The organism is Taklimakanibacter lacteus (assembly GCA_003576695.1).
Taxonomy (GTDB): Bacteria; Pseudomonadota; Alphaproteobacteria; order Rhizobiales; family Aestuariivirgaceae; genus Taklimakanibacter; species Taklimakanibacter lacteus.
In genome coordinates, this window is the sequence record QOZQ01000006.1 from 252428 (window position 1) to 278182 (window position 25755).

General features: G+C 63.7%; 22 protein-coding genes. 9 read left to right on the top strand and 13 right to left on the bottom strand.

What is annotated here, in order from left to right; all coding sequences use genetic code 11:
- Window positions 1–12 precede the first annotated feature (12 nt).
- A complete protein-coding gene (gene gloB, locus DT068_RS14155) occupies window positions 13–786 on the top strand; it encodes a hydroxyacylglutathione hydrolase (protein ID WP_119390493.1) in 774 nt (257 codons plus the stop codon).
- Complete coding sequence (locus DT068_RS14160; RefSeq protein ID WP_119390494.1) at window positions 783–1208, top strand: cupin domain-containing protein; 426 nt, start codon at window positions 783–785, stop codon at window positions 1206–1208. Before gloB ends, DT068_RS14160 begins: the two co-directional genes overlap by 4 nt.
- Before the next feature lie 51 nt (window positions 1209–1259).
- Here the strand turns inward: DT068_RS14160 and DT068_RS14165 are convergent, their stop codons facing one another.
- The 10 genes from DT068_RS14165 to DT068_RS14205 form a co-directional block, all read right to left on the bottom strand.
- Window positions 1260–1997 carry an ATP-binding cassette domain-containing protein gene (locus DT068_RS14165; protein WP_119390495.1) on the bottom strand — a complete coding sequence of 246 codons (738 nt, stop codon included), beginning with the start codon at window positions 1995–1997 and terminating at the stop codon, window positions 1260–1262.
- Between the two features lie 10 nt (window positions 1998–2007).
- Window positions 2008–3207, bottom strand: a complete 1200-nt coding sequence (locus DT068_RS14170; RefSeq protein ID WP_119390496.1) for an alanine racemase — start codon at window positions 3205–3207, stop codon at window positions 2008–2010.
- An 11-nt stretch (window positions 3208–3218) separates the two neighbouring features.
- The gene (locus DT068_RS14175) at window positions 3219–4184 is read right to left on the bottom strand and encodes an ABC transporter permease (protein ID WP_119390497.1); all 966 of its coding nucleotides are present in this window, start codon (window positions 4182–4184) and stop codon (window positions 3219–3221) included.
- An 8-nt stretch (window positions 4185–4192) separates the two neighbouring features.
- Window positions 4193–5254 carry a substrate-binding domain-containing protein gene (locus tag DT068_RS14180; protein WP_368904723.1) on the bottom strand — a complete coding sequence of 354 codons (1062 nt, stop codon included), beginning with the start codon at window positions 5252–5254 and terminating at the stop codon, window positions 4193–4195.
- Between the two features lie 16 nt (window positions 5255–5270).
- Complete coding sequence (locus DT068_RS14185) at window positions 5271–6332, bottom strand: substrate-binding domain-containing protein (RefSeq protein WP_119390498.1); 1062 nt, start codon at window positions 6330–6332, stop codon at window positions 5271–5273.
- Between the two features lie 31 nt (window positions 6333–6363).
- Window positions 6364–7623: a M20 family metallopeptidase gene (locus DT068_RS14190; RefSeq protein WP_119390499.1), complete on the bottom strand. Its 1260-nt coding sequence runs from the start codon at window positions 7621–7623 to the stop codon at window positions 6364–6366.
- Window positions 7620–8822 carry an ROK family transcriptional regulator gene (locus DT068_RS14195; RefSeq protein ID WP_119390500.1) on the bottom strand — a complete coding sequence of 401 codons (1203 nt, stop codon included), beginning with the start codon at window positions 8820–8822 and terminating at the stop codon, window positions 7620–7622. Before DT068_RS14195 ends, DT068_RS14190 begins: the two co-directional genes overlap by 4 nt.
- Window positions 8823–8894: 72 nt before the next feature.
- A complete protein-coding gene (locus DT068_RS28015) occupies window positions 8895–9056 on the bottom strand; it encodes a hypothetical protein (RefSeq protein ID WP_162914192.1) in 162 nt (53 codons plus the stop codon).
- Window positions 9057–9100: 44 nt separating this feature from the next.
- Window positions 9101–9826 carry an acetoacetyl-CoA reductase gene (gene phbB / locus DT068_RS14200; RefSeq protein ID WP_119390501.1) on the bottom strand — a complete coding sequence of 242 codons (726 nt, stop codon included), beginning with the start codon at window positions 9824–9826 and terminating at the stop codon, window positions 9101–9103.
- 46 nt (window positions 9827–9872) lie between these two features.
- A complete protein-coding gene (locus tag DT068_RS14205) occupies window positions 9873–11060 on the bottom strand; it encodes an acetyl-CoA C-acetyltransferase (RefSeq protein ID WP_119390502.1) in 1188 nt (395 codons plus the stop codon).
- Between the two features lie 183 nt (window positions 11061–11243).
- On the opposite strand from DT068_RS14205, the gene phaR reads away from it, so the two are divergent.
- A complete protein-coding gene (gene phaR, locus DT068_RS14210; protein WP_119390503.1) occupies window positions 11244–11864 on the top strand; it encodes a polyhydroxyalkanoate synthesis repressor PhaR in 621 nt (206 codons plus the stop codon).
- 113 nt (window positions 11865–11977) lie between these two features.
- Here phaR and DT068_RS14215 read toward each other — a convergent pair whose 3' ends face one another.
- Window positions 11978–13975 carry a putative bifunctional diguanylate cyclase/phosphodiesterase gene (locus DT068_RS14215; RefSeq protein ID WP_162914193.1) on the bottom strand — a complete coding sequence of 666 codons (1998 nt, stop codon included), beginning with the start codon at window positions 13973–13975 and terminating at the stop codon, window positions 11978–11980.
- A gap of 128 nt (window positions 13976–14103) precedes the next feature.
- Complete coding sequence (locus tag DT068_RS14220) at window positions 14104–15690, bottom strand: gamma-glutamyltransferase family protein (protein WP_119390505.1); 1587 nt, start codon at window positions 15688–15690, stop codon at window positions 14104–14106.
- Between the two features lie 137 nt (window positions 15691–15827).
- On the opposite strand from DT068_RS14220, the gene DT068_RS14225 reads away from it, so the two are divergent.
- Together DT068_RS14225 and DT068_RS14230 are read left to right on the top strand one after the other, a co-directional pair.
- Window positions 15828–17507, top strand: coding sequence for a formate--tetrahydrofolate ligase (locus DT068_RS14225; protein WP_119390647.1), 1680 nt, complete (start codon window positions 15828–15830; stop codon window positions 17505–17507).
- Between the two features lie 26 nt (window positions 17508–17533).
- Window positions 17534–18070: a hypothetical protein gene (locus DT068_RS14230; protein WP_162914194.1), complete on the top strand. Its 537-nt coding sequence runs from the start codon at window positions 17534–17536 to the stop codon at window positions 18068–18070.
- 729 nt (window positions 18071–18799) lie between these two features.
- Here DT068_RS14230 and DT068_RS14240 read toward each other — a convergent pair.
- Window positions 18800–20035, bottom strand: a complete 1236-nt coding sequence (locus DT068_RS14240; RefSeq protein ID WP_119390508.1) for an FAD-dependent monooxygenase — start codon at window positions 20033–20035, stop codon at window positions 18800–18802.
- A 219-nt stretch (window positions 20036–20254) separates the two neighbouring features.
- On the opposite strand from DT068_RS14240, the gene DT068_RS14245 reads away from it, so the two are divergent.
- The 4 genes from DT068_RS14245 to DT068_RS14260 all read left to right on the top strand — a co-directional run bounded on the left by DT068_RS14245 (window position 20255) and on the right by DT068_RS14260 (window position 25649).
- A complete protein-coding gene (locus DT068_RS14245) occupies window positions 20255–20593 on the top strand; it encodes a P-II family nitrogen regulator (protein ID WP_119390509.1) in 339 nt (112 codons plus the stop codon).
- A 25-nt stretch (window positions 20594–20618) separates the two neighbouring features.
- Complete coding sequence (locus DT068_RS14250) at window positions 20619–22145, top strand: ammonium transporter (RefSeq protein WP_119390510.1); 1527 nt, start codon at window positions 20619–20621, stop codon at window positions 22143–22145.
- Window positions 22146–22318: 173 nt separating this feature from the next.
- Window positions 22319–24826: a DNA translocase FtsK gene (locus DT068_RS14255; protein WP_162914196.1), complete on the top strand. Its 2508-nt coding sequence runs from the start codon at window positions 22319–22321 to the stop codon at window positions 24824–24826.
- Window positions 24827–24998: 172 nt separating this feature from the next.
- Window positions 24999–25649: a LolA family protein gene (locus DT068_RS14260; protein WP_119390512.1), complete on the top strand. Its 651-nt coding sequence runs from the start codon at window positions 24999–25001 to the stop codon at window positions 25647–25649.
- Window positions 25650–25755: the final 106 nt, after the last annotated feature.

The window sequence follows — 25755 nt, forward strand, 5'->3', positions numbered from 1 at the left end:
GGAAACAGTGTATTGCCGAAATTCGACCTCCATCATTTCATCTGCCGCCAGGACAATTACGGCGTCCTCGTTCATGATGCCGAGACGGGCCTCACCGCCACGATCGACGCGCCCGAGGCTGCCGCCATCGAGCGGGAGCTCGCAGCGAAGGGCTGGAAGCTCACCCATATCCTCACCACCCATCACCATGCCGACCATGTCGAGGGCAACCTCCCTCTGAAGCGCAAATGGAATGCGAAGATCATCGGCCCCAAGGCGGAAGCGGCGCAGATACCCGGCATCGACCTTGGGGTCTCGGATGGCGAAAGTTATGAGTTTGCCGGGCGCGAGGTGAAGGTGATCGCCACGCCTGGCCATACCAAGGGCCATATCGTGCTGCACCTGCCGCAGGAGAAGCTGCTCTTTGCCGGCGACACGCTGTTCGCCCTGGGCTGCGGCCGGGTGATCGAGGGCACTCTCGAGGAGATGTGGACCTCGCTCGACAAATTGCGCAAGCTGCCGCCGGCCACGGTGTTCCATTGCGGCCATGAATATACCGAATCCAATGCGCGCTTCGCGCTCACCATCGAGCCCGGCAACCAGGCGCTGGTGGCGCGCGCCCAGAAGATCAAGGCGCAGCGCGCCAAGGGCCAGATGACCTTGCCCGGCACGATCGGCGAGGAGCTCGCCACCAATGTCTTCCTGCGCCCCGAGAGCAAGGAGATCCGGCAGGTGCTCGGCATGGGCATGGCCGGCAAGGCCGATGTCTTCGCCGAGATCCGCAAACGCAAAGACGCCTTCCGATGACCGAGACCTGCCAGGACATCATCCGCCTGCTCGACCTGAAGCCGCATCCCGAAGGCGGCCATTACCGCGAGACCTGGCGCGGCGATGCGGCACTTGGCGAGCGCGGGCCCGGCACGGCGATCTATTATCTCCTGGGCGAGAACGAGATCAGCCACTGGCACCGCATCGATGCCGATGAGATCTGGCTCTGGCATGCGGGCGCCTCCCTCGATCTCGGCCTGTCGCATGACGGAAGGCATGTCGACACGCATCGCCTCGGCCTCAACCTGGCCCAGGGCGAGCGGCCGCAGGTGATCGTGCCGCGCTACTGCTGGCAGACGGCGCGCTCGCTGGGGGCCTGGACGCTCGTCACCTGCACCGTGTCGCCGGCTTTCGCTTTCGACGGCTTCGAGCTGGCGCCGAAAGGCTGGCGGCCGGGTTAAAGCATCAGCCCGAAAGTTGCAGACTTTCGGATCAGCTGATGCGCAAAAGGGCTACCCCTGCTTCAGCCCGGTGATCATGGCGATGATCTCGTTCTTGTCGGTCGCCTTCGTGTCGCGCACGCCGATCTGCTTGCCGCGCCGGAGCACGCAGATGCGATCCGACAGGCGGAACACCTGATCGAGACTGTGGCTGATGATGAGCACGCCGATATTGCGTTTCTTGAGCGAGCGCACGATCTCTTCCACCCGCGCCGTCTCGGCCACGCCCAGCGCCGCGGTCGGCTCGTCGAGCAGAATGAGCTTGCTCGCCCAATGAGTGGCGCGCGCGATGGCGACGCCCTGGCGCTGGCCACCCGAGAGATCGCGGATGGCGGCATGGGCCGACGGGATGCGCACATCGAGCTCCTTCACCAGCTTCTCCGTCTCGGCGATCATCCGCCGCCGGTCGAGCAGGCCGAGCGCGGTCAAAGGCTCGCGGCCGAGAAAAAGATTCATATAGACCGCCTGCTGATCGGCCAGCGCCAGGTCCTGATAGACCACTTCGATGCCGAGCATCCGCGCCATGGTGGCGTTCGACATGACGACGGGCTGGCCGTCGAGGGCGATGCTGCCGGCGCTCGGCGGATGGACGCCCGAGACGATCTTGATGAGTGTCGACTTGCCGGCGCCATTGTCGCCGACCAGCGCCACGATCTCGCCCGGGAAAATCTCAAGCGAGAAATCCTCGATCGCGGTCACGCCGCCGAAAGTCTTGCGGATGCCCGAGAGCTCGAGAACGGGACCGGTCATCGCTTTCCCCTCATGCCGGCCACGCCATGGCCTCACCGAAGCCGTTCTCGATGGTTTCCACCTTGGGCGTCCCGGCGGCGATGCCGGATACGCCGACAATATAGGCGCGGGTGACGAAGGCCTGACCGCGGAAGCCGAAGACGGCAGTGTCTCCGGGCTGTGGCGCCTTGGCACCCGAGGCATCGATCATCGCATAATAATCGATGGCCGAAGGCGGCGGGATCTCGACACTGCGCAACGCCGAAGCCGCGACGGTCGGCTCTCGGGCAACGATCGCCTTTACGTCATAGTCGGGGAAGATCGGGTCGATATAGAAACCACCGCCCAGGCAATAGGCCTTGCCACCCGAGAGATGCGAGACCTCGGTCAGATAGAGCATGGCCGGCAACTCCGGCAGGTCTTCCATCACATGCAGTGCCGTCGTGCCATGGAGTCCATTGCCCGGCTCGCATTGGGTGGCGCCGGCTTCGGCCAACGCCTTGAGGACGACGGAAGATGTCGTGCCGGGCGCGTTGATCTCGATATTCTTGTGGCCGGCCCTGGCCAGCGCCTCCGCCGCGCGCCGGAGGGTCGTGAGATTGGGTGTCGGCAAGACCTTGCGGCTCTTCTCATCGAAGAGAAGAGCCGGAAAAGTGGTGATGCCGGCAAAGCGGGCGCCATCGAGCGACGCGATCCGCTCCGCCACGTCCACGATATCGGAGGCGGCAAAGCCGCCTTCATGACCGCGATAGAAGATGTCGCCCGGGGCCTCGATACGCGCAAGCACGTCCTGCCGGTAGCCGGCGGCGTTGGCCGCTTGCGCGGCCTCGTTTGCTTTCTCGTCGTTGAAGACGGTCCAGTAGCTCGGCCTGAAGGTCTTGGCCGCGGCCCCCGCTTCGGCGCGGGCGATCTGCTGCAGATGGCCGAGATGGGCGAGCTTCATGCCGGCTTTGTGGGTCGCCCGCGCGCAAGCCATGTCGACGGCGACCGCGCCCTCTATGCCGCCCCGCATGATGGCCCGGCAGAGGCCTGAATTGCGCCCGGCCTGCTTGGTCATGGCGAAGATCTTGAGGCCGTTCCTGTCGGCCTCCTGCCGCAGCGCGCGGGCATTCGCCTCGACCGTATCGAGATCGAGCACATAGGAGTTGGCCGGCAACTGGCCGTCCTGGTGGAGCCGCATCGCCGCCTCGACGAAGTTGGGATTGCGGCGGCGCAGGACATCAAGAAACATTGACAAACTCCCTATCTATTTTTTTCCCGCAGCGATACCGCGACTGCCGCCAGGATGATGAAGCCACGCACGATCATCTGGTCGGAGACCGACAGGCCCATCAGGATCAGACCATTATTGAGCATGCCCATCATCAGCGAGCCGACCAGCGCACCGACGATCGAGCCCTTGCCGCCATTGAGCAAAGTGCCGCCAACAATGACGGCGGCGATCACCGTCATGAGATCGGTTTCGCCCAGCGTATATTTGGCGGCCTGCAGGCGCCCGGCATAGAGCAGTCCGGCAAGGCCCGCGATCACGCCGCTCAGCGTCAGCACCGCGAGACGGATGCGCGGCACGCTGATGCCGCACACCGCGGCGGCCCGCGCATTGTCGCCGGTCGCCAGCACATGCGCGCCGAAGCGCGTCTCGCGGAAGACGATATGGGCGATAGCGATGGCGATCACCGTCCACCAGATGAGCGATGGGATCCCGAACAGCGAGCCTGAGCCGAATATGCCGGTGAACAGGCTGTCGGTGACCGGGATCGAGCGCAGATCCGTCATCGAGCGCGACACGCCGGCGAAGAGCCCGAGCGTCGCCAGCGTGACCAGGAAGGACGGTAATTTGACATAGGCGACGAGGAAGCCGTTGATGAGCCCGATGACGAAGCCGGCACCCAGCCCGGCAATGATCCCGGCCACCATGCCATACTGGCCGATCGTCACCGCCGCAGCGAGCGCCGAGACGGCGACGATCGAGCCGATGGAGAGGTCGATCTCGCCTGCCGACATGACGAAGACGAGGCCGATCGCCATGATGGTGACCGGCGCCGTCTGCAGCACGATGTTGGAGAGATTCCGCACCGTCAGGAAACCGCTGTCCCTGAGCACGATGGCGAAGAACAGGAAGATCGCCAGGAAGCCGATATAGACGACATAGCGCTGCAGGTTGATACGGCTGAGCAGGCTCGGTGCGGCTAGATCGGCGTTCGACATGGCGGTCCTTACTTGATCGCGTCGGCGATCGTCGCCGGCACATCCTTGTTGAGCGAGGCCTTCCAGCCTTCCTTCACCGTGTCCTTGGTGACGGCGATCGAATCGACCACCAGGAACGGACCGGTCTTCTTGCCGGCAAGCGACCCTGCCGCGGCCCGCGCCGCCGTGACACCGATCATGTAAGCTTCATCCGCCACCAGCGCCGCGACATTGCCGCCCTTCACCATGTCGAGCGCCGCCGGCTCGTTGAGATCGAGCGTCACGATCCTGGTATGGGTGTTGCCGGCGGCGCGCAGAGCCGCCAGTACCGAGAGCGCCGGCTCCGCCCAGGTGACATAGATGCCGTCGAGATCGGGATGCTGCGTGACCAGCGCCTGCGCGATCTCTTCGCTGCGCGCCGTGTCCGCCATGCCCTGCTCGGCCACGATCTTCATGTCCGGATAATCCTGCTCGATCGTCCTCTTGAACGCCTGGTCGCGCTGGTTGGTCACGTAGAAGTCGGCGTCATGGAAGATGTAGCCGAGCTTGCCCTTCTTGCCCAACGCATCCGCCATCGCGATCCCCGCCCGATTGCCCATCTGGAACAGATCGTCGGAGACGATGGTCACATAGTCCTTGTCATGCGCATAGCCGGCGGGCGAATTGTCGATGAAGGCGAGCTTGACGCCGGCCGCGCGCGCCGGGTCATAGACGGAAGCTGCGGTCGCGGGGTCGACCGGCAGCGACAGGATGATCGACGGCTTCTTGGCGAGCACGGTCTCGACATCGGCCTTCTGGCGCGCCGCATCGAAACCGGCATCGGTTTGCGCGACGACCGTGATGCCGAGGCGCTTGAACTCGTCCTGCGCCCCGCTGTTCACCGCATTGGTGTATTCGCTCATCTCGTGCCAGACCAGAGCGGCGGTATAGTTGCCCGCCTTGATACTGGCTTCCTCATCCGCTGTGAGCGTGAGGCTCCTGGCAGGCTCGGGCTTCTCGCCATTGGGTCCCTTGGTGACACCGTCGGCCGCATTGGCGCCGGTGACGAGCATCATCACCAGCGCCATCGGGATGAAAATGACGTTGCGCATGGGTCTTCTCCCTCGTTCACTTGGCCGCATCGAGGACGGATTGCGGCGCATCGCGGTTGAGCGAGTCCTTCCAGCCTTGCGCGACATTGTCCTTGGTGACGGTCAGTGCCGGCGCCACCACGAAGGGCGGCGCGTCCTGGCCGAGCAGGCCTTTCAGTCCCGCCGCCGCCATGGCGCGGCCGAGCTCATAGGCCTTGTCGGCGACGAGCGCCTTCACATTGCCGCCCTTCACCATGTCGAGCGCCACGGGCTCGGCGAGATCGAGCGTCACGATCTTCGTATGCTTGTTGCCGGCGGCGCGCAGCGCCGAAAGCACGCCATCGGCGGGCTCGGCCCAGGTCACATAGATGCCGTCGAGATCGGGATTCTGCGTCAGCATCGCATTGGCGAGCTCTTCGGCGCGCGCCGGATCGGCGATGCCCTGCTCGGCGACGATCTTCATATCCGGATAATCCTTCTCGATCGTCGTCTTGAAGGCCTGGTCGCGCTGGTTGGTGACGTAATAGCTCGCGTCATGGAAGATATAGCCGAGCTTGCCTTTTCCACCGAGGCTCTTGGCCAACGCGTCGGCTGCCTGCTTGCCCATCTGGAACAGGTCATCGGTGACGATCGCCACATAGTCGCTGCCATGCTTGTAGTCCTTGGGCAGGTTGGACAGCAGCACGAGCTTCACGCCATCCGCGACCGCCTGGCGGAAGGCTTCCGCCGAGGTGACCGGATCGAGCGGCAGCGCCAGGATGACATTGGGCTTCGCCGCCAGCGCCGTCTCGATATCGGCGCGCTGGCGTGCCGCATCGAAGCCGGCATCGGTCGTCACCGCGATGGTGACGCCCGCACGCTTGAACTCGTCGGTGGCGCCGGCCGTCACCGCATTGGTGAAGTCGGACGAGGTGTGCCACAGGAGTGCCGCCTTATAGCCCTTGTCCTTGAGAGCGGCGATATCGGTATCGCTCAAGGTGACATCGCTGCTCGGCGTGGCGGCCTCGCCGCTCGGCCCCTTGGTCTGGCTTGCGGCGATGCCCGCCATGAGCATCACGCTGCCGGCGACGGTGACGGCAAGAAATGTTCTTCTCAACATGGTGCTTCTCCCTTTGTTGTTTAGCTCACGGTTATTCCTCGATCCCGCAATAGCGCGCCATGAAACTGGCGAAGCCCACGATGCCGGCGAGATATTCGGCGATCTCCACATGCTCCTCGAATGTATGGCAGTTGCGTATGTCGCCCGGCGCGCAATAGACCGCCGGCACCTGCAAGCGATTGACGAAGAAGGATTGCTCCGACCAGAAGGGCGCGCCCTCGATCGCACCGCGGCCCGCCATCGCTTCCCCGATCGATTGCGCGAGCATGGCGACTTCGGGCGCTTGCGCATCGATCTCGCAAGCCGTACCGCCGAGGCGATGATCGCGGCCGGCCGGATAGGCGAAGTCGATGCGGATATCGGGATCGCTGACCGCGCCCCGCACTGCCGCCTCGATCTCAGCAGCCGCCTGATCGAGACTTTCGCCCGGCAGGAGCTTGCGGATCAGCGACAGCTCGCATTTTTCCGGCACCGCGATATAGCCGCCGCCGGTGAGGCTGGTGATGAGCAGGAAGCCGCGGCCAATGAGTTTGTGCTCGGCGCGCTTGGCGACCTCGTCCGAATGCCTCCACAGAGCGCTCATCGCCGCATGGGCAGCACGCAGCGCATCCTTGCCGAGTTCCGGCACGCCGAAATAGGCCGACTTGCCGGTGAAGGTGACATTGGCGATGAAGAACCCGATCTGCGCCGGATAGACGGCAAGGCGCGTCGGCTCGACATAGATGGTGAAATCGGGCCGGGCGACTGCGCCGCTCTCGATGCGCGCGACATAGTCCTTGATGCCGGCGGAAACGCCGCTGCCCGGCTGGCCGCTCTCTTCATCGCCGACAAAGGCGAAGGCGACATCGCCCGATAGCTTGATCCGTGCCTTGTCGAGCAGAGCCAGAGCCGCGAGCGCGGCCGAGATGCCGGCCTTGAGATCACCCGCGCCGCGCCCCCAGATGGCGCCGTCGACGACCGCCGCGCCAAAAGGATTCTCGCGCTCAGCTCCGGCCCAGTGCTCGCGCCAACCTTCGACATGCACCGTGTCGGTATGGCCGATGAAGAGCAGCCGCTTGCCTTTGCCATTTCCCTTGCGCTCGCCCCAGATATTCGGCCGGCCAGGAAGGAAATCGGCGCTGTCGAGCGTACCGAGCCTCAAAGCCTTCAGGCGCTCCTTCAGATAGGCGACGAAATTCGCCTCTTGCCCGGTGATGCTTTCACACCCGATGGCGCCGCGCAGAAGGGCGATCGCGGCGTCCCGGTCGAGCGCCGCCTCGAGCTTTCGCGTGAGGTCATTGACCCGCTTCATTCAGCCGCCTCCCTGAGGGCGCCGAGCGTCACTGGCGGCAGCGAGATGCGGCTGTCGGGGGCATCGACGCCGAACAGCGTGTTGTGCAGATGACTCAAGCCCACCGCCGCGGCTCCAACGACGGTGGCGCGCCTGCCGAGCCCACCTGCCTCGACGGTCACCGGATAGGGAAAGCACAGCGGCAGTAATTTTTGGACGCGCGCGAGTATCTCCGGTTGGAGCCCGATCGAGCCGCCGAGGATGACTTTGCCCGGATTGGCGATGGCGCAGATGGCGCCGATGCCGCGCGCCACATAGCGGGCCGTCTCCTCTATGACGGCGAGCGCATGGCTGTCGCCGGCGCGGGCGCGGGCAAAGATGTCGGGCACGCTCGCCTTCTCGTCGCTCAGTGCCTGATAGCGCCGCACGATTCCGTTCGCCGCCACGGCACTTTCATAGGCGCCCATGCGCAGGGATTCAGGCGCGAAGGGATCATCGCCGAAGGGCAGGAAACCCATTTCGCCCGCCGCATTGGCCGCACCCTTCACCAGCTGTCCGCCTACCATGAGGCCTGAGCCGATGCCGGTGCCGAGCGCCACATAAGCGAGATTGGCGATGCCCTGGCCGCGTCCGAGCCAGCTTTCGCCGAGCACCGCCAGATTGACGTCGTTCTCCAGCATGACATCGCAGCCGAAGCCGCGGCCAAAAGACAGGCGCACATCCATCTTGTCGAAGCCGCCGATATTGGGGGCGAGCATCACCCGCCCGGTCTTGCTGTCGGGCACACCCGGCACGCCGATCACCGCCAGCTTGATCTTCTTGCGCGAAAGCTGCTTGCGCGCCGCCGTCGCGACAGCGAAATCGACGATGTGGTCGATCAGCTTCTGGCCGACACGACCGCCGGTCGGCACCGCATCGCTCACCAGGATATGGCCGGCAAGATCTGCGATCGCGACCCTGACCTGTGTGCCGCCGAGATCTATGGCCGCGATATGGGCGGCATCGACGACGAGCTCGTAGGTCACGGCGCTACGCCCGATATGGCCGCTGGTACGGCCGGTTTCGCGCACCCAGCCATCCTGCTCGAGCAGCCGCATGATCTCGGAAATGGTCTGTTTCGACAGGCCTGTCTGCTTGGCGATGGCGGCGCGCGAGATCGCCCCGTTCTGGACGATCGCCTCTATCACCGAGCGCTGGGAGAATTTGCGGGAAATACGCAAAGTCGGCCTGCCAAGTTAGTTCGTTCTATCACCGAACTTATTAAGATGGACCAAGCCTGTCAAATCCTTTTCTCACCGCCGCCGGAACAGCATGTCCTTCGCCGCGATCACGGCCCCCAGGGTGATGAGGAGGCAGGCGACGATCACCGACCAATGGAACGGCGCAAAGCCGGCGCTGATCAGGATCAAGGTGGAAAGCAGCGGCGAGGCATAGGAAGAAGCGCCCAGCGCCATGATGTCTCCGCGCACGGGAGAAGGGGAAAATTGGAGGCAGAGAGCTAGATCATATACTGCCCGCCATTGACGGTCAGCACCGAGCCGGTGATGAAGCCCGCCTGGTCGGAGGTGAGGAAGACGACGCAGCGCGCCACTTCCTCGGGCTGGCCGAGGCGCCCGACCGGAATCTGCGGGATCACCGACTTCTCCAGCACCTCTTTCGGCACCGCCATCACCATCTCGGTCGCGATATAGCCCGGGCACACGGCATTGACGGTGATGCCCTTCCGGGCATTCTCCTGGGCGAGCGACTTGGTGAAGCCGATGTCGCCGGCCTTGGAGGCGGAATAGTTCACCTGCCCCATCTGGCCCTTCTGCCCGTTGATCGAGGAGATGTTGACGATGCGCCCGAAACCGCGCTCGCGCATGCCTTCGATCACCGGCCGGCACATGTTGAACAGCGAGTTGAGATTGGTGTTGATGACCTGGTACCACTGGTCGGCCGTCATCTTGTGGAACATGCCGTCCTTGGTGATGCCGGCATTGTTGATGAGGATGTCGACCGGCCCAAGCTCGGCCTCGATGGCCTTGAGATTCGAGGCGCAGGCTTCGTAATTGCCCACATCCCACTTCCGGACCGCGATGCCGGTATCGGCCTTGAACTTGTTCGCCGCCTCGTCATTGCCGGCATAGCTCGCCACCACCTTGTGGCCCTCATCTCTGAGCGCCTTCGCGATGGCGGCGCCGATGCCGCGTGTTCCGCCGGTTACGACCGCAACTCGACCCATGGTTCCTCCCCGTTCTTCACTTGATTCACCTCGCGCGCCCGCGGATCTATGCCCGCTCGACGCACATCGCGATGCCCATGCCGCCGCCGATGCACAAGGTGGCGAGGCCCTTCTTCGCCTTGCGCTTGCCCATCTCATGCAGGAGCGTCACCAGGACGCGCGCCCCCGACGCGCCGATCGGATGGCCGATGGCGATGGCGCCGCCATTCACATTCACGATATCGCTCGACCAGCCCATGTCCTTGTTGACGGCGCAGGCCTGCGCGGCGAAGGCCTCATTGGCCTCGACGAGGTCGAGATCCTCGACCTTCCAGCCCGCCTTCTTGAGCGCCGCCCGCGATGCCGGGATCGGGCCCGATCCCATGATCGCCGGATCGACGCCGGCATGCGCCCAGGAGACGATGCGCGCCAGAGGCTCGAGCCCGCGCTTCTCGGCATCCTTGGCGCTCATCAGGATGACGGCGGCGGCGCCGTCATTGATGCCGGACGCATTGCCGGGCGTCACGGTGCCGTCCTTCTGGAACACCGCCTTGAGCTTGGTGAGCTGATCTACGGTGGCGCCATGGCGGATATATTCGTCCTGGTCGACGACGATGTCGCCCTTGCGCGAGGCGACCGTCACGGGCGCGATCTCGTCCTTGAACTTGCCGGCCTTCTGGGCCGCTTCCGCCTTGTTCTGCGAGGCCACCGCGAAACTGTCCTGCGTGTCGCGGGTGATCTGCCACTGGCGCGCGACATTCTCGGCCGTGTTGCCCATGTGATAGCCATTGAAGGCGTCCCACAGGCCGTCCCTGATCATCGTGTCGATCATCTGGAAGTCGCCCATCTTCACGCCATTGCGCAGATGCTGGCAATGCGGCGCGAGCGACATCGATTCCTGGCCGCCGGCCGCCACCACCTTGGCATCGCCATTGGCGATCTGCTGCAGGCCCAGCGCCACCGCCCTGAGGCCCGAGCCGCACAGCTGGTTGACGCTCCAGGCCGGGCTTTCGACCGGGATGCCGGCGCCGATCGAGGCCTGGCGGGCCGGGTTCTGCCCCTGCCCTGCCGTCAGGATCTGGCCCAGAATGACCTCGTCGACCTCCTTCGGATCGACCTTGGCGCGCGCCATGGCGGCCTTGAGGGCGACCGCTCCCAAGGCATGGGCGGTGACGCCGGAAAGCGCCCCGTTGAAGGAGCCGACAGGGGTCCGCGCGGCCGAGACGATGACGACGGAATTCTCAGAATTTGCCATGAAAGGAAGTCTCCGGTTCGTGAGTTGTGGGCCATTAAGCCCGACTATCCCGGGCGTTGCAATTGGCGGTTTGATTAAACCTGGTGTTTCTTTTTGCACTTGCAATTGTGCACCGCACGGCGCACCTTTTGATCAAGACAGAGATTGCCGGCAGGCAACACGGAAGAAGCAAGGGAGACTGAGTTGACCGGCGAAGCAGCATCAGCCACCACCGCCAATGCGGTCGTCATCAAGAAGTATGCGAACCGGCGTCTCTACAATACCGCCACCAGCACCTATGTGACCCTCGACGACCTCGCCGACATGGTGAAGAAGGGCACGGATTTCGTCGTCTATGACGCCAAGTCCGGCGAGGACATCACCCGCCCGGTCCTGACCCAGATCATCTTCGAGGAAGAGGGCAAGGGCCAGAATCTGCTCCCGATAAAATTCCTGCGCCAGCTCATCCGCTTCTATGGCGACAGCATGCAGGCTTTCGTGCCGGGCTATCTCGAAATGTCGCTGGAATCGCTCACCAAGGAGCAGGACAAATTGCGCCAGCAGCTGGCCGAGATCTGGGGCGCCGATCCGTTCAAGGCGATGCAGGAGCAGACCGAGCGCAACATGGCGATGTTCCATGACGCCATGCGCATGTTCAACCCCTTCACCGCCGCCATGGCCGGCCAGCAGCAGCCGAAACCCCAGGAGCCGGCCAAGCCGCGCGAATCCGCCGCCTCCTCGGGCGGCAAGGACGATCTTCAGGCGCTCAAGGACCAGCTCTCCGCGATGCAGCGCAAGATCGACGCCATCGCCGGCGGGAAGTGATTATCGTCATCCCGGCGAAAGCCGGGACCCCCTGAATAAGTGAAACCTGGGCAGCGCTGATCACGTCTCGGCATTTTAATGGGTCCCGGCTTTCGCCGGGATGACGGTATCGATTATCCCCGTCCTCTTCGGAACTGCGCATTGAGCGCGTCGATGGCCATGCGCAGGCGCGAGATATCCGGTTCTTCATCCTCATCCGGATAGAACGGGACGCTGGCCCGTTCTTCGGCAGGAGGTGGTGGTGTCTGTGGCTGCGGCATTTCGCTTGCCGGCTCGGGCGCCGCGGTCCGGCTTTCGGCCTCGGGCTTGTGCGGCTCGATCTTCTCGCCGGCGTCTTCTCCCGGCCAGGGAATGTCGAGCGAGGCCTTGCCGAACAGGTTGCCCTGCAGATAATCCGCTCCCCATTGGCGCAGGAAATCGGCGTCTTCCGGCGTCTCGACCCATTCCGCGACGGTCTTGAGCTCGAACTTGCGCGCCATATCGATCAGTGAGCGGACGAAATACTGGTTTTCCGGGTTTTCCGTCAAATTGGCGCAGAACGACCCGTCGAGCTTGAGGATGTCGACATTGAGCGCCTTGAGATTGCGGAACGAGGTGTAGCCGGCGCCGAAATCATCGATCGCCACGCGGCAGCCGAGATCGCGCAGCGCCGAGGTGAAGCGCACCGTCTCGTCGAGATCGCCCAGCGCCACCGTCTCGGTGATCTCGACGGTGAGCCTTGGCGTCACCTCGCGGTGGGTTTTCAGGATCTCGGTCAGCTGTCCGAACCAGCGCGGATCGGTCGCGGTGATGCCGGAGACGTTGAAGGTGAGATGGGCTTGCGGATAGGCGAGCAGTGTCGAGACGGTGAGCTGCGCCACCGTTCGGTCGATAAGGCGCACCAGGCCCAATTTCTCGGCGATCGGGATCAGATGCGCCGCGGCGATCATGTCGCCCCTTTCATCCGCCATGCGCAGCAGCGCTTCATGCATGACGACGTCCTTCGATGTCGCATCGACGATCGGCTGGAAGGCGAGCTTGAAGCGGTCTTCCTTGAGGCAGGCGACGATCTCGTGCGCGGCGCGCGCATTGATGCTGCGCTCCGAGATGAGCTTCTGTGACGGCTTGTAGATGATGAAGCCGTCGGACGGCATGCGCTTGGCTTCGGTCAGCGCCTCTTCGGCGCGCGCCATCGCGGTATTGGCGTCGGCCGCATGCCCGGGCAGGATGATCGCTCCGATCGACAGCATGGCCCAGACCGGCCCGTGCTCGGTCTCGATCACGCTCTCGCGCGCCACTTCCAGGAACCGCTCCGCCGCGTGGCGCAGCTCCGTCTCGTTGCAGTTGTTGATGATGACGGCGAATTTGCTGCCCGAATAGCGCGCGATCGGATCGCCGGCGCGCACCACGTTCTTGAGCCGGCGCCCGACCGCGATGATGACGTCGTCGGCTACCTCGAAGCCATAGGCGTCGTTGACGACGGCGAGATTGTTGATGCCGGCGATGACGAAGGCACGGGCGACGCCTTCCCGGTCGGCCGCGATGATCGCCTCTTCCAGCGCCTCGGCCATGCGGCCACGATTCATCATGCCGGTCAGGGGATCGCAGTTGCCGAGGAAGTTGAGCTGCTGGTCGCGCGAATGCCGGTCGTCGATACGCCTGACGATGCCGAAGGCTTCCGCCGGACGTCCGTCGGCGCCGGCATACCAGCGTCCGGTGTCTTCCAGCCAGTAGGAGGTCTTGCCGCTCTTGCCATCGGGCCGGAACAGATATTCGATCTGGTAGGGAATGCCCTCGCCTTCGTCCTTGTAGACGGTGCGCATCACCGCGTCATAGCGGGTGGTGAAATTGTCGACATCGAGGAGGGCCGCATAAGCGCGACCGGTGGAAAGCCGCGGCCCCGGGCAATGCAGGATCTCGGGCGCATTGGCGCTCCAGAAGATCTCGTCCGATTCGATCACCCAGTGATAGGCCGCCTCGCCGACCGCCAGCACCGCCTTGCGCACCCGCTCGAGCTCTTCAGCGCTGATGACGCGCTGCAGCGACTCGACCGGCGAAGGCTGGGCAAGGTTCCTGTCCTCGCCGCCCTTGCCGGGTTCGAATGCGGGTGACCGTGACGGTGATTCGCTCAATTGGCCTCCGAGCTCGTAAACGCAGAATACAAACAGATCGGGAAAAAGCCAGTAGGACTGCCCCATCCCAGCCTACTGGCCAATTGGTAAATAACTAAAAAACGAGCTTGTTTGTTTCAATCGGGCAATCAGAGCCCGAGCGCCAGGCCATCCTTGCGGAAGTCTGACCCGCCGGCGAGCACATTATGCGTGCGGTCGAAGAGTATGGCCTGACCGCCGCCCAGGGGCTCCGCCGCATCGATGAGCTCGTGCCCAAAGCCGGCAAGGCCTTTCCTGACCGAGGGATCAATGCCGGCCTCGACCTCGACGCGGCCTTCCTGCGGGAAGAGCCGCGGGAAATCGAGCGCCGTCTGTACATCCTGGCCATAGACATAGCGGTTGAGCATGACGCCGACATGGCCCATCGGCTGGTATGCCCCGCCCATGACGCCAAAGGACATGTCGATCTTGCCCTTTCTGCGCACCATCGCCGGGATGATCGTATGCAGGGGCCGCTTGCCGGGGCCGATGCAGTTGGGATGGCCAAGCGAGGTGACGAAATTGGCGCCGCGATTCTGCAGAGCGATGCCGGACTTGGGTGTCACGATGCCGGAGCCGAAGCTCCAATAGATCGAATTGATGAAGGAGACGGCCATACCGTCTCGGTCCGCGACAGTGAGATAGACCGTGTCGGATCCCGGCATTTTGAGCTGCCTCTCAGGATCGCTGCCGGCGCGCTTCATGTCGATCCGGGCGGCGAGCGTTTCGCCCATGGTGTCGCCGAGCAGGCTTTCCGGCGCTACCGCCATGAAGTCGGGATCGGCGATATGCCGGTTGCGCAGCACCCAGGCGAGCTTGAGCGCCTCGATCTGCAGATGGTAGCGCTCGACGCTCGCTTCGCCATACCTGGCCATATCGAAACGCTTGAGGATGTTGAGGGCGATGAGCACGGTGAGGCCCTGGCCATTGGGCGGAATTTCGACGAGCTCGACGCCGGCATAGTCGATGCCGATGGGCTCGACCCAGCTCGCTTGCGTGCCGGCGAAATCGTCTTGGCTGAGGAGACCGCCGCGCGCCTCGAGATGCGTGACGATCTCATCCGCGACCTCGCCCGCATAGAAGCCATCGCGTCCCTCAGCGGCGATCAGCTTCAGGGTGCGTGCCAGGGCCGGATAGCACATCACCTCGCCTTCGACGGGCGAACGGCCGTCTCTCAGATAATGCAGGCGCGCACCTTCATCGCCCGCGAGATCGGCAACATCCTGCGCCCAGTCGAAGGCGACCCGGGGCGTCGTCGCAACACCCGCTTCGGCGAGGCGGATCGCCGGCTGAAGAGCTTCCCTGAGATCCATCGTGCCGTGACGCGCGAGCAGCGCCGCCCAGGCATCGATGGCGCCCGGCACGGTGACGGCATGCACGCTGCGCGGTTCGATCGACGACAGGCGCGCCGCCTTGAGCCAGTCCGCATCGGCCCGGCTGGAGGCGCGGCCGGAACCATTGATGCCCTCTATCGTGCCATCGCTCTTTCCGATGAGCGCGAAGCAGTCGCCGCCGATGCCGGTCATATGCGGTTCGGTGATGCACAGGACAGCGGATGCGGTGATCGCGGCGTCAACTGCATTGCCGCCCTGGCGCAGGACATCCAATGCCGAAATTGTCGCCAGGGGTGAAGACGTTGCGGCCATGCCCTGGGTGCCATAGGCGACCGAGCGGCCGGGGATTTGGAAATTGCGCATGGCTCCGTTTAGCCCGCCCGCATCTTCCTGGCCAGAGTGTCGCAATCCGCCAAAGGATGCCGTTTCGCTATCGCCTTGCGATTTGCGCCTGTCTATTGTTCGCTCCGTTCTCGTATCTGAGGCTGGGAGGAATGATCATGGCTACCGTCAAGAGCGACATTGAGATCGCCCGCGAAGCGAAGATGAAACCGATCCTCGAGATCGGCAAGAAGCTCGGCATCCCGGCGGAAGACCTGATCCCCTATGGCCACACCAAGGCGAAGCTGTCGCTGGATTATATTTCCGGCCTCTCCAAGAAGAAGGACGGCAAGCTCATCCTGGTCACCGCCATCAATCCGACGCCCGCCGGTGAAGGCAAGACGACCACCACCGTCGGCCTCGGCGACGGCCTCAACCGCATCGGCAAGAAGGCGATGATCTGCCTGCGCGAGCCTTCGCTCGGGCCCTGCTTCGGCATGAAGGGGGGTGCTGCCGGCGGCGGCTATGCCCAGATCGTGCCGATGGAGGACATCAATCTCCATTTCACCGGCGACTTCCACGCCATCACCGCCGCCCACAATCTCCTGTCGGCGATGATCGACAATCACATCTACTGGGGCAATGAGCTCGGCCTCGACACGCGCCGCATTTCCTGGCGCCGCGTGATGGACATGAATGACCGGGCGCTGCGCGAGATCGTCTGCTCGCTGGGCGGAGTCGCCAATGGCTTCCCGCGCGAGGCGGGCTTCGACATCACGGTCGCTTCCGAGATCATGGCGATCCTCTGCCTGTCCACCTCGATCGAGGATCTCGAGCGCCGCATCGGCCAGATCGTCATCGGCCACAAGCGCGACAAGGGCCAGGTGCTGGCCAAGGACATCAAGGCGGCGGGCGCCATGACGGTGCTGCTCAAGGACGCGCTCCTGCCCAACCTGGTGCAGACGCTCGAGAACAACCCGGCCTTCGTCCATGGCGGTCCCTTCGCCAATATCGCCCATGGCTGCAATTCGGCGATGGCGACCAAGGCCGCCCTCAAGCTCGCCGACTATGTCGTCACCGAAGCGGGCTTCGGCGCCGATCTCGGTGCCGAGAAGTTCTTCGACATCAAATGCCGCAAGGCCGGCCTCCATCCCGACGCGACGGTCATCGTCGCCACGGTGCGCGCCCTCAAGATGCATGGCGGCGTTGCCAAGGAGGACCTGAAGAAAGAGAATGTCGAGGCGCTGAAGAAGGGCCTCGCCAATCTCGGCCGCCATATCGAGAATGTGAAGAAGTTCGGCGTGCCGATCGCGGTCGCGGTCAACCACTTCGTCACCGACACCGATGCCGAGGTGCAGGCCATCGTCGATTTTTGCCGCGATCACGGCGTCGAAGGCTTCAAATGCACCCACTGGGCCGATGGCGGCAAGGGCACCGAGGCGCTGGCCAGGCATGTGTCGGCGCTCGCCGACAAGGGCTCAAGCCAGTTCCACCCGATCTATGACGACGCCATGCCGCTATGGGACAAGGTCAAGACCATCGCGCGCGAGATCTACCGCGCCGACGACATCGTCGCCGACAAGGCGGTGCGCGACCAGTTCAAGGCCTATGAGGCGCAAGGCTACGGCAAATTCCCGATCTGCATGGCCAAGACGCAATATTCCTTCTCGACCGACCCCAATCTCAAAGGTGCGCCCTCCAACCACGTGGTGCCGATCCGCGAGGTCAGATTGTCGGCAGGCGCCGAGTTCATCGTCGTCATCTGCGGTGACATCATGACCATGCCGGGCCTGCCCAAGGTGCCCTCGGCCGAGACGATCGGCCTTGACGCCAAGGGCCAGATTGCCGGATTGTTCTAGGGTCTCACCAACAGCCGGGGACGGCGATGGGCAGTACCTATGTAACTCACACAATACGGGCAACTGACCGCAAGAAAATCGGCGACCTTCTGGCGGGTCGCAAGGCCATGGTCTCGACTGCATCCGGTGGAGTGGTGGTCGTCTATGACAAAGACTGCAACTCGCTGGGAAAAGAAGCCCCGCTTGATCTTGCCAAGATGCTGTCGGCCAGCTTGAATGCCGTGGTTTTCGTGGTCATAAATCTCGACGATGACGTCCTGATATATTGGCTCTTCAAGAACGGAACGCCGATCGATGCGTATGATTCCCGTCCCGATGTCTCCAAAGGCCCTATTGGCGGGCATGCGCACATATTGTGCGAGGCCTTCGCCTCGCCAAATATCGAGGCGACGGAGTTCATTTTGAGATCCGAGGAATATGTCTCCGCTTTCGATAGGCACACACATCTGGTGAAGGCGCTAGGCCTTGCCCCCGAATTGGCCGGGTTCAGTTCCCTTGTCGCGGATTCCTTTACGACGGGCTTCGGCGAATCCGCCTCCACCGGGATCGGCGGCAATCCGTAACACCGCCTCGCCGGCTTCAGCGACCGCAGGCGCGACGGAATTCGGCTGATGCACGCGAAATCAGGGAATTCATTTTGCGGGCCCGGGAGCGATCGCGCCCCGTTGCCATCGTGCATTTGGGATGTCGCTGAACCCATGAATTGACCCTGCGAAGTGAGGTCATCAGCGGCCTGCCGGCCCTGCAGGTATCTTTGATCCTGGCATTCTGAAAGCGATAAAGGTTGGTGTTGAGCTGCCTCAGCAGCGAGCCGAATTCACGCCCCTGAGCGGCGGTGCATTGGCCGGCCGCCGATGCCGGAGAAAGCGAAGCTGTTGTAAGGATGGCGACGGCAATCAATGGAGTGAGCCGAAAGCGAAATCTCATAGGTCCCCCTGTAACTGAACATTGGTCATTGTCGTTGCGCGGATAGCACAGCCGTTGCAATTTTACAATGCATCCCGGTTTTCGCCGCTGTAGGATTCACCCAATTCATCCTTCCCCCTTGCGGGGAAGGTGGCTACCCGGCCCGGCCTCGGCCGGGTAGTCGGATGGGGTTGTGCCGCGAGACTTTTGTCGATGATTTGCGCAAGCCCAATGATCTCAACGCTGAGACATCAGTTTTCGACTCCGTTGAGTTCGTCCATTGCCCGACCCCCATCCGGCGCTTCGCGCCACCTTCCCCGCGCTTCGCGGGGGAAGGATGAATTGTGTGCATATGATAGTGGCCTTCGCCAGAATGACGGTTGGAGTCAGACCGCCTCGCCCTGCAGCAGCTTCGGCAGCCGTCCGGTCTCGCCGGCCGCTTCCCGCATGAAGAAACCTTTCAGCGCCCCGACACTGCCGGCGGCGCGCAGGCCGAGGCCCCGGATGGCCCGCAGTCCGGGATTATCGTTGGAGAAGAGCCGGGTCAGCCCGTCGGTCGCCACCGCCGTCATCACCGTGTCGAAGCGCCGCCAGCGCTCGTAAGCGGCGAGCACCGAGGCAGAGCCCGGATCGAGCCCGAGCTTGACCGCTTCTGAAATGCTCTCGGCCAAAGCCGCCACGTCACGCAGGCCCAGATTGAAGCCGAGGCCAGCGATCGGATGGATGACATGCGCCGCATCGCCGATGAGGGCGAGGCGCTCGCCGACGAAGGACTGGGCGATCTGCATCGAGAGGGGATAGGCGTGACGGGGTCCAACCACAGTGAGCTCGCCCAGATGACCGCCAAAACGGCGTGCCAGTTCGGCGAGGAAGGCCTCATCATCGAGCGCCATGATGCGTTTGGCGTCCTGGCTGCGCTCTGTCCACACCAGCGAGCTGCGGTTGCCGGGCAAGGGCAGGATAGCGAAGGGGCCGGAGGGCAGGAAATGCTCCTCGGCGCGGCCGCGATGCGATCTTTCATGCTGGACGGTGGTGACGATGCCCACCTGGTCATAGGACCAGCCATAGGTATCGATATGCGCCGCCTTGCGGGCCGGCGATGCGCGCCCGTCGGCGGCGACGACGAGCGAAGCCCTGGCCTCTTCATTCGTGTCGGTCGCGAGCCGCGCCAGGCCGGGGCCGAAACGATAGGCCGTGATGCGTGTGTTCGTCATGAGCCGGATCGCCGGCGATGCCCGCGCCATATCGAGCAGCGCGCCATAGAGATGGCGGTTCTCGACCATGAAGGCCGAGGCGTCGCCGCCATGGTCCTCTTCGCCGAAATGCAGCAAGGCCGGACGCGCTTGCGCGCCGGGCTTGGCATCGGTGACGATGATCTCGCGCATTGCCTCGGCATGCACCCTGATCTCATCCCACAGACCGAGCGCTTCCAGCATCCGCCGGGATGAAGCGGTGATGGCGGAAGCGCGGCCATCGAAGCTGTCGCGCGCGAATTTGGTCGGGTCGGCCTGGTCGAGGACGAGGATATCGAGGGGGCGGATCGCCTTGGGCCCGGCAAGCGCCACCGCTGCCGCAAGCCCGTTCAGGGCGGCACCGGCGATCACGATGTCGGCTTTTTCCATGGGAGAGGAAAAGCCAGCTCTGGCGTGGATCGTCAAGCCGGCAGTTTTGCCTATATTCTAGGCAATTGTGAGATTCTGCATGAACCTTAGGCATATGACGACTGAGTGACTCCTGGTCATCCAAAAAATATCACAGTCTATCAAAAGGATAGGCAGAATTCGGAATCTGGCACAAATCTTGTTTTATCCGTTGCGCTGCAACATCAGGGAGATGGGCGCATGAAGTATATTATTGCCATCGTCAAACCACATAAGCTGGACGAGGTCCGCGAGGCCCTGGCCGGCATCGGTATCCAGGGGGTCACCGTCACCGAGGTGAAGGGGCACGGCCGCCAGGGCGGTCATACCGAGTTCTATCGCGGCGCTGAATACGCCGTCAGTTTCGTGCCCAAGGTCAAGATCGAGATCGCCGTCGATTCGACGCTGGCGCCGCGCGTCATCGAAACCATCCGCAAATCCGGCGAAACCGGCCAGATCGGTGACGGCAAGATCTTCGTGCTCCCGCTCGAGCAGGCGGTACGCATCCGCACCGGCGAAAGCGGCAATGATGCGCTGTGACCTATTCAAAATGAAGGACATTGCAATGACACTCAGTGATTTCTCACGCCGCAAGGCAGGTCTGCTCGGTCTGGGCGCCGGGCTGGCGGCCCTGCTGCCGGTGGGAACCGCGCAGGCCGCGGCAACCATCAACAAGGGCGACACCACCTGGATGCTGGTCGCCACCATCCTCGTCATCCTGATGACCATACCGGGCCTCGCCCTCTTCTATGGCGGCCTGGTGCGCGCCAAGAACGTGCTCTCGGTCCTGACCCAGGTCTTCATCTGCTTCTCGCTGATCGGGATCCTCTGGGTCATCTACGGCTATTCGATCGCCTTCACCAACGGCACCGCCTTCTTCGGCGGCCTGTCGAAATTCTTCCTGGCGGGTGTCGACATCAACACCATGGCCGCGACCTTCTCCAAGGAGACCTATGTGCCGGAGCTCACTTACGTGATGTTCCAGCTCACCTTCGCGGCGATCACGCCCGCCCTCATCGTCGGCGCTTTCGCCGAGCGCATGAAGTTCTCGGCCATCCTGCTTTTCCTCGTTCTGTGGTTCACCTTCGCCTATCTGCCGATGGCCCATATGGTCTGGTGGTGGGCGGGGCCGGACGCTTTCACGCTGAGCGCCGACAATATCGACGCGGTGAAGGCGGCGGTCGGCGAACAAGCCGCCACCGACTTCCTCAGCCGTCTCGCCGCGGCGACCGATGACGCCGCCAAGGCCGTCGTCTTCGGCGATTACGCGAGCGCTGTGAACGCCTCCAATGGCTGGCTCTTCAATTGGGGCGCCATCGACTTCGCCGGCGGAACTGTCGTGCACATCAATGCCGGCATTGCCGGCCTCGTCTGCTGCCTCGTGCTCGGCAAGCGCGTCGGCTATGGCAAGGACGCCATGGCGCCGCACAGCCTGACGCTCACCCTCATCGGCGCCTCGCTGCTCTGGGTCGGCTGGTATGGTTTCAATGCCGGCTCGAATCTCGAATCCAACGGCCTCACCGCCCTCGTCGTCCTCAACACGACGATCGCCACGGGTGCGGCGGCCCTTGCCTGGATCTTCGGCGAATGGGTGACGCGCGGCCATCCGAGCTTGCTCGGCGCGGCTTCGGGCGCCATCGCCGGCCTCGTCGCCATCACGCCGGCTTGCGGCTGGGTCGGCCCCGGTGCTGCCATCGTCATCGGCCTCATCGCCGGCCTCGTCTGCCTGTGGGCGGTGGTCTGGCTCAAGGCCAAGTTCGGCTATGACGACTCGCTCGACGTCTTCGGCGTCCATGGCGTTGGCGGCATCGTCGGCGCGCTCCTGACCGGCATCTTCGTCAACCCGGCCCTGGGCGGCATGGGCGTCACCGATTATCTCGCCACCGACACCTCCACCAAGGTGGCCGAATATGCCTTCGGAACGCAGATGACGGCGCAGATCGTCGCCGTCCTCACCGCCGTCGTCGTGTCAGGTGTCGTCAGCTTCCTGGCGCTGATGATCTGCAAGGCCGTCACCGGCCTCAGGGTCTCGGAGGCCGAGGAGCGCGAAGGCCTCGACATCTCGTCCCATGGCGAGCGCGCCTACAACTAGCCGGTCCGAATCCCACCTTCGGATTGTCCGGGCGGAGCCGAAAGGCTCCGCCTTTTTTATGCGCCTCCCACGCCCGAACAGCACGACTTAACGCGGATTTAACCACGTCCCGCCAGACTCCCCGTTAACTATTCCTTATCGCGACAGACGGGGTTCCAATGGCGGGCCGACGCATGGCAATTGAGCACCCAATCGACACCGACGACGGTGCGGTACCGGCGGCCATACGCCGTTTCCTGCGCAATCGCCTGATGGAGTTTCTGGGCTTCCTGTGTTTCGCGCTATGCGTCGCGGTGGGCGTGGCGCTCGCCACCTGGTCGCCCACCGATCCTTCGCTCAACCGCGCCATCGATGGCGAGCCGCAGAATCTCTTAGGCTTCCCGGGCGCCGTCATTTCCGATCAGCTCATGCAGCTCTTCGGCATGGGCGTGATCGCCGTCATCGCGCTGCCGCTTCTGTGGAGCATGCGGCTGATGACGCATCATCCGGTCATCCGCCCGGTGCGCTCCTTCTTTGCCTGGATCCTCTTCGCCTTCGCCCTGTCGGCCTTTCTCGCCATGATTCCGCCGCCTGAGGCCTTCGCGCTCGAGGCCGGCTTCGGCGGCCAGGCCGGCGAGGTGCTCAAATCCGCGGTGCTGGCGGTGCTCAATCTGGGCTTCAAGGGCTTCTTCGCCTCGATCGTCGCCGCTGCCCTGTTCGGCTGCACCGCCGTCATGACCGGCGCCACGGCGGCTGGATATTCGCGCTCAGACGGCGCGCTTTCGGCGGCGCTCGGCTATTACATTCGCTGGGGCGCCGCCGCGCTGTGGGCCCTGCTGCGCAGCCTGCATCAGCGCTGGCGCATGCTGCGTCAGCTGAAGGCGCAGGACAAAGCCTTCCGCGCCGCGCAGGACAAAGCCACCCGCAAGACCGGACGCGTCGAGCCCCGGCTCGACCGCAAGGCGAAGGGGAAGGCGCAGGCGCAGGAAAATCCGCCCTGGCTCAAGCTGCCTTCCGCCGAAGCCGACGAGGACATCGACGTCGAGATGGAAGGCGACGAAGCCGAGGAAGAAGAGGCGGGCGAAGAGGCGGAGGACGAGGAAGCCGCGCCGCGCCGGGTGAGTGCCCGCGCCACCCAGGCCATCAAGCAGGCCAAGCCCAGGAAGCAGCGCTCGGCCGATGATTTCGAATTGCCCTCCTTGACGCTTCTGGCCGAACCCAAGAAGAACAACCGCGCCGTCGAATTGTCGCCCGAGGTGCTGGAGCAGAATGCGCGCGCCCTTGAGGGCGTGCTCGAGGATTTCGGCGTCAGGGGCCAGATCGTCAATGTGCGCCCGGGCCCGGTGGTGACGCTTTATGAGCTCGAGCCCGCGCCCGGCATCAAGTCGTCGCGCGTCATCAGCCTGGCCGACGATATTGCCCGCTCGATGAGCGCCGTATCGGCGCGCGTCGCGGTGGTGTCGGGCCGCAACGCCATCGGCATCGAGCTGCCGAACCCCAAGCGCGAGACGGTCTACCTGCGCGAGCTCCTGGGCTCGGAAGCCTTCGAGAAGACCAACCAGAATCTGGCGATGGCGCTCGGCAAGAATATCGGCGGCGAGCCGGTCTTCGCCGATCTCGCCCGCATGCCGCATCTGCTCATCGCCGGCACCACCGGCTCCGGCAAGTCGGTCGGCATCAACACCATGATCCTGTCGCTGCTCTATCGGCACACGCCCGATCGCTGCAAGCTGATCATGATCGACCCCAAGATGCTCGAGCTTTCCGTCTATGAGGGCATCCCACATCTGCTCGCTCCCGTCGTCACCGATCCGCGCAAGGCCGTGGTCGCGCTCAAATGGGCGGTGCGCGAGATGGAGGACCGCTATCGCAAGATGTCGAAGGTCGGCGTGCGTAATATCGACGGCTTCAATGCCAGGCTCGAGCAGGCGCGCGAGAAGGGTCAGGCGATGTCGCGCACGGTGCAGACCGGCTTCGATCCCGAATCGGGCGAACCGATCTTCGAGCGCGAGGAAATGGACATGTCGGCGATGCCCTATATCGTCGTCATCATCGATGAGATGGCCGACCTCATGATGGTGGCCGGCAAGGACATCGAAGGCGCGGTGCAGCGCCTGGCGCAGATGGCGCGCGCCGCCGGCATCCATGTCGTGATGGCGACCCAGCGTCCCTCGGTCGATGTCATCACCGGCACGATCAAGGCCAATTTCCCGACCCGTATTTCCTTCCAGGTGACGTCCAAGATCGACAGCCGCACCATCCTGGGCGAGCAGGGCGCCGAGCAGCTCTTAGGCCAGGGCGACATGCTCTATATGGCGGGTGGCGGGCGCATCTCGCGCCTGCACGGTCCCTTCGTCTCCGATGACGAGGTCGAGAAGATCGTGCGCTCGCTCAAGAAGCAGGGGGCGCCTGAATATGTGGAGGCGGTCACCGAGGAGCCCGAGGAAGGCTATGGCGAGCCGGGCAGCGGCGGCATGGGCGGCGAGGGCGGCGGCTCAGGTGATGAGCTCTATGACCAGGCGGTTGCCGTGGTGCTGCGCGACAAGAAGGTTTCGACCAGCTATATCCAGCGCCGCCTGCAGATCGGCTATAACAAGGCGGCGAGCCTGATCGAGCGCATGGAGAAGGAAGGCCTGATCTCGTCGGCCAACGCCACGGGCAAGCGCGAGATTCTGGTTCCGGGCGACAGCGCAAGGGATTGACCGGCAGCCGATGCGGAAAGAGTTGATTCTACGGATGGTACGGTGCGTAAGGAGTGCCGCAAAAGCGCCCCCTTGTTGGGGGAAGACGGCCAAGCTCATCGGGCCGAAAAAGTGCATGGCGGTTTTCGGATAACCCGATGCGCCAACAATAACGGCAAAGGAACTCATCGTGATGCAGCTCTTCAGCAGGAATTTCCGCGGCCTTGCCGCCGCCGCAGCCTTGGGCGCGGTGATCGCCATTGCCGGGCCCGCGGGCGCCGCGCGATCGGTCGACCTGACGGCCGACCAGTCCGCCAAGGTCAAGGAAGTCGCCGACTATATTCAGGGTTTCCGCACGCTGCGGGGCGAGTTCACCCAGGTGAGCTCCAAGGGCAATGTTTCCAAGGGCGTTTTCGTCCTGGCGAAGCCCGGCAAGATGCGCTTCGAATATGCCTCCCCCAATCCCTTCATCATCGTTTCCGACGGCACCTGGGTGACGATCAAGAACCGCGCCAAGGACAAGGCCGAGGAATATCCCTTGTCGCAGACGCCTTTGCGCCTGGTTCTCGATGACGACATCAACCTCTTGAAAGAGGCCAACATCCTCGGTGTCGAGAGCAAGGAGGGGCTTACCACCATCACCTTGCAAGACCGCAAGAAGACGGTGCCGGGCCATCTGATCCTCGTCTATGACGACGGCCGCAAGGAGTTGCAGCAATGGGTGGTCGTCGACGGCCAGGGCCGGCGCACCACAGTTTCCCTGGAAAATATCGTTGCCGGCGGCAAGCCCGATCCCAAATTGTTCAAGATCGAGGTCAGGCGGCTTAAGGACAAAAAGAACTAGGTTTTCCGGGCCCAAACGGCATTTTGAGGGGATTCCGCGTCTAATCAAGTCCTTACGCCAAATAAGCAGTTTTTGTGACATGGTTTGCGCGCATTAAGCCTCGCAA

Coding starts and splice junctions, on each gene's coding strand:
- DT068_RS14160 (WP_119390494.1), top strand. CDS start 783: ATGACCGAGACCTGCCAGGACATCATCCGCCTGCTCGACCTGAAGCCG.
- DT068_RS14165 (WP_119390495.1), bottom strand. CDS start 1,997: ATGACCGGTCCCGTTCTCGAGCTCTCGGGCATCCGCAAGACTTTCGGC.
- DT068_RS14170 (WP_119390496.1), bottom strand. CDS start 3,207: ATGTTTCTTGATGTCCTGCGCCGCCGCAATCCCAACTTCGTCGAGGCG.
- DT068_RS14175 (WP_119390497.1), bottom strand. CDS start 4,184: ATGTCGAACGCCGATCTAGCCGCACCGAGCCTGCTCAGCCGTATCAAC.
- DT068_RS14180 (WP_368904723.1), bottom strand. CDS start 5,254: ATGCGCAACGTCATTTTCATCCCGATGGCGCTGGTGATGATGCTCGTC.
- DT068_RS14185 (WP_119390498.1), bottom strand. CDS start 6,332: ATGTTGAGAAGAACATTTCTTGCCGTCACCGTCGCCGGCAGCGTGATG.
- DT068_RS14190 (WP_119390499.1), bottom strand. CDS start 7,623: ATGAAGCGGGTCAATGACCTCACGCGAAAGCTCGAGGCGGCGCTCGAC.
- DT068_RS28015 (WP_162914192.1), bottom strand. CDS start 9,056: ATGGCGCTGGGCGCTTCTTCCTATGCCTCGCCGCTGCTTTCCACCTTG.
- phbB (WP_119390501.1), bottom strand. CDS start 9,826: ATGGGTCGAGTTGCGGTCGTAACCGGCGGAACACGCGGCATCGGCGCC.
- DT068_RS14205 (WP_119390502.1), bottom strand. CDS start 11,060: ATGGCAAATTCTGAGAATTCCGTCGTCATCGTCTCGGCCGCGCGGACC.
- DT068_RS14220 (WP_119390505.1), bottom strand. CDS start 15,690: ATGCGCAATTTCCAAATCCCCGGCCGCTCGGTCGCCTATGGCACCCAG.
- DT068_RS14225 (WP_119390647.1), top strand. CDS start 15,828: ATGGCTACCGTCAAGAGCGACATTGAGATCGCCCGCGAAGCGAAGATG.
- DT068_RS14230 (WP_162914194.1), top strand. CDS start 17,534: ATGGGCAGTACCTATGTAACTCACACAATACGGGCAACTGACCGCAAG.
- DT068_RS14240 (WP_119390508.1), bottom strand. CDS start 20,035: ATGGAAAAAGCCGACATCGTGATCGCCGGTGCCGCCCTGAACGGGCTT.
- DT068_RS14245 (WP_119390509.1), top strand. CDS start 20,255: ATGAAGTATATTATTGCCATCGTCAAACCACATAAGCTGGACGAGGTC.
- DT068_RS14250 (WP_119390510.1), top strand. CDS start 20,619: ATGACACTCAGTGATTTCTCACGCCGCAAGGCAGGTCTGCTCGGTCTG.
- DT068_RS14255 (WP_162914196.1), top strand. CDS start 22,319: ATGGCAATTGAGCACCCAATCGACACCGACGACGGTGCGGTACCGGCG.
- DT068_RS14260 (WP_119390512.1), top strand. CDS start 24,999: ATGCAGCTCTTCAGCAGGAATTTCCGCGGCCTTGCCGCCGCCGCAGCC.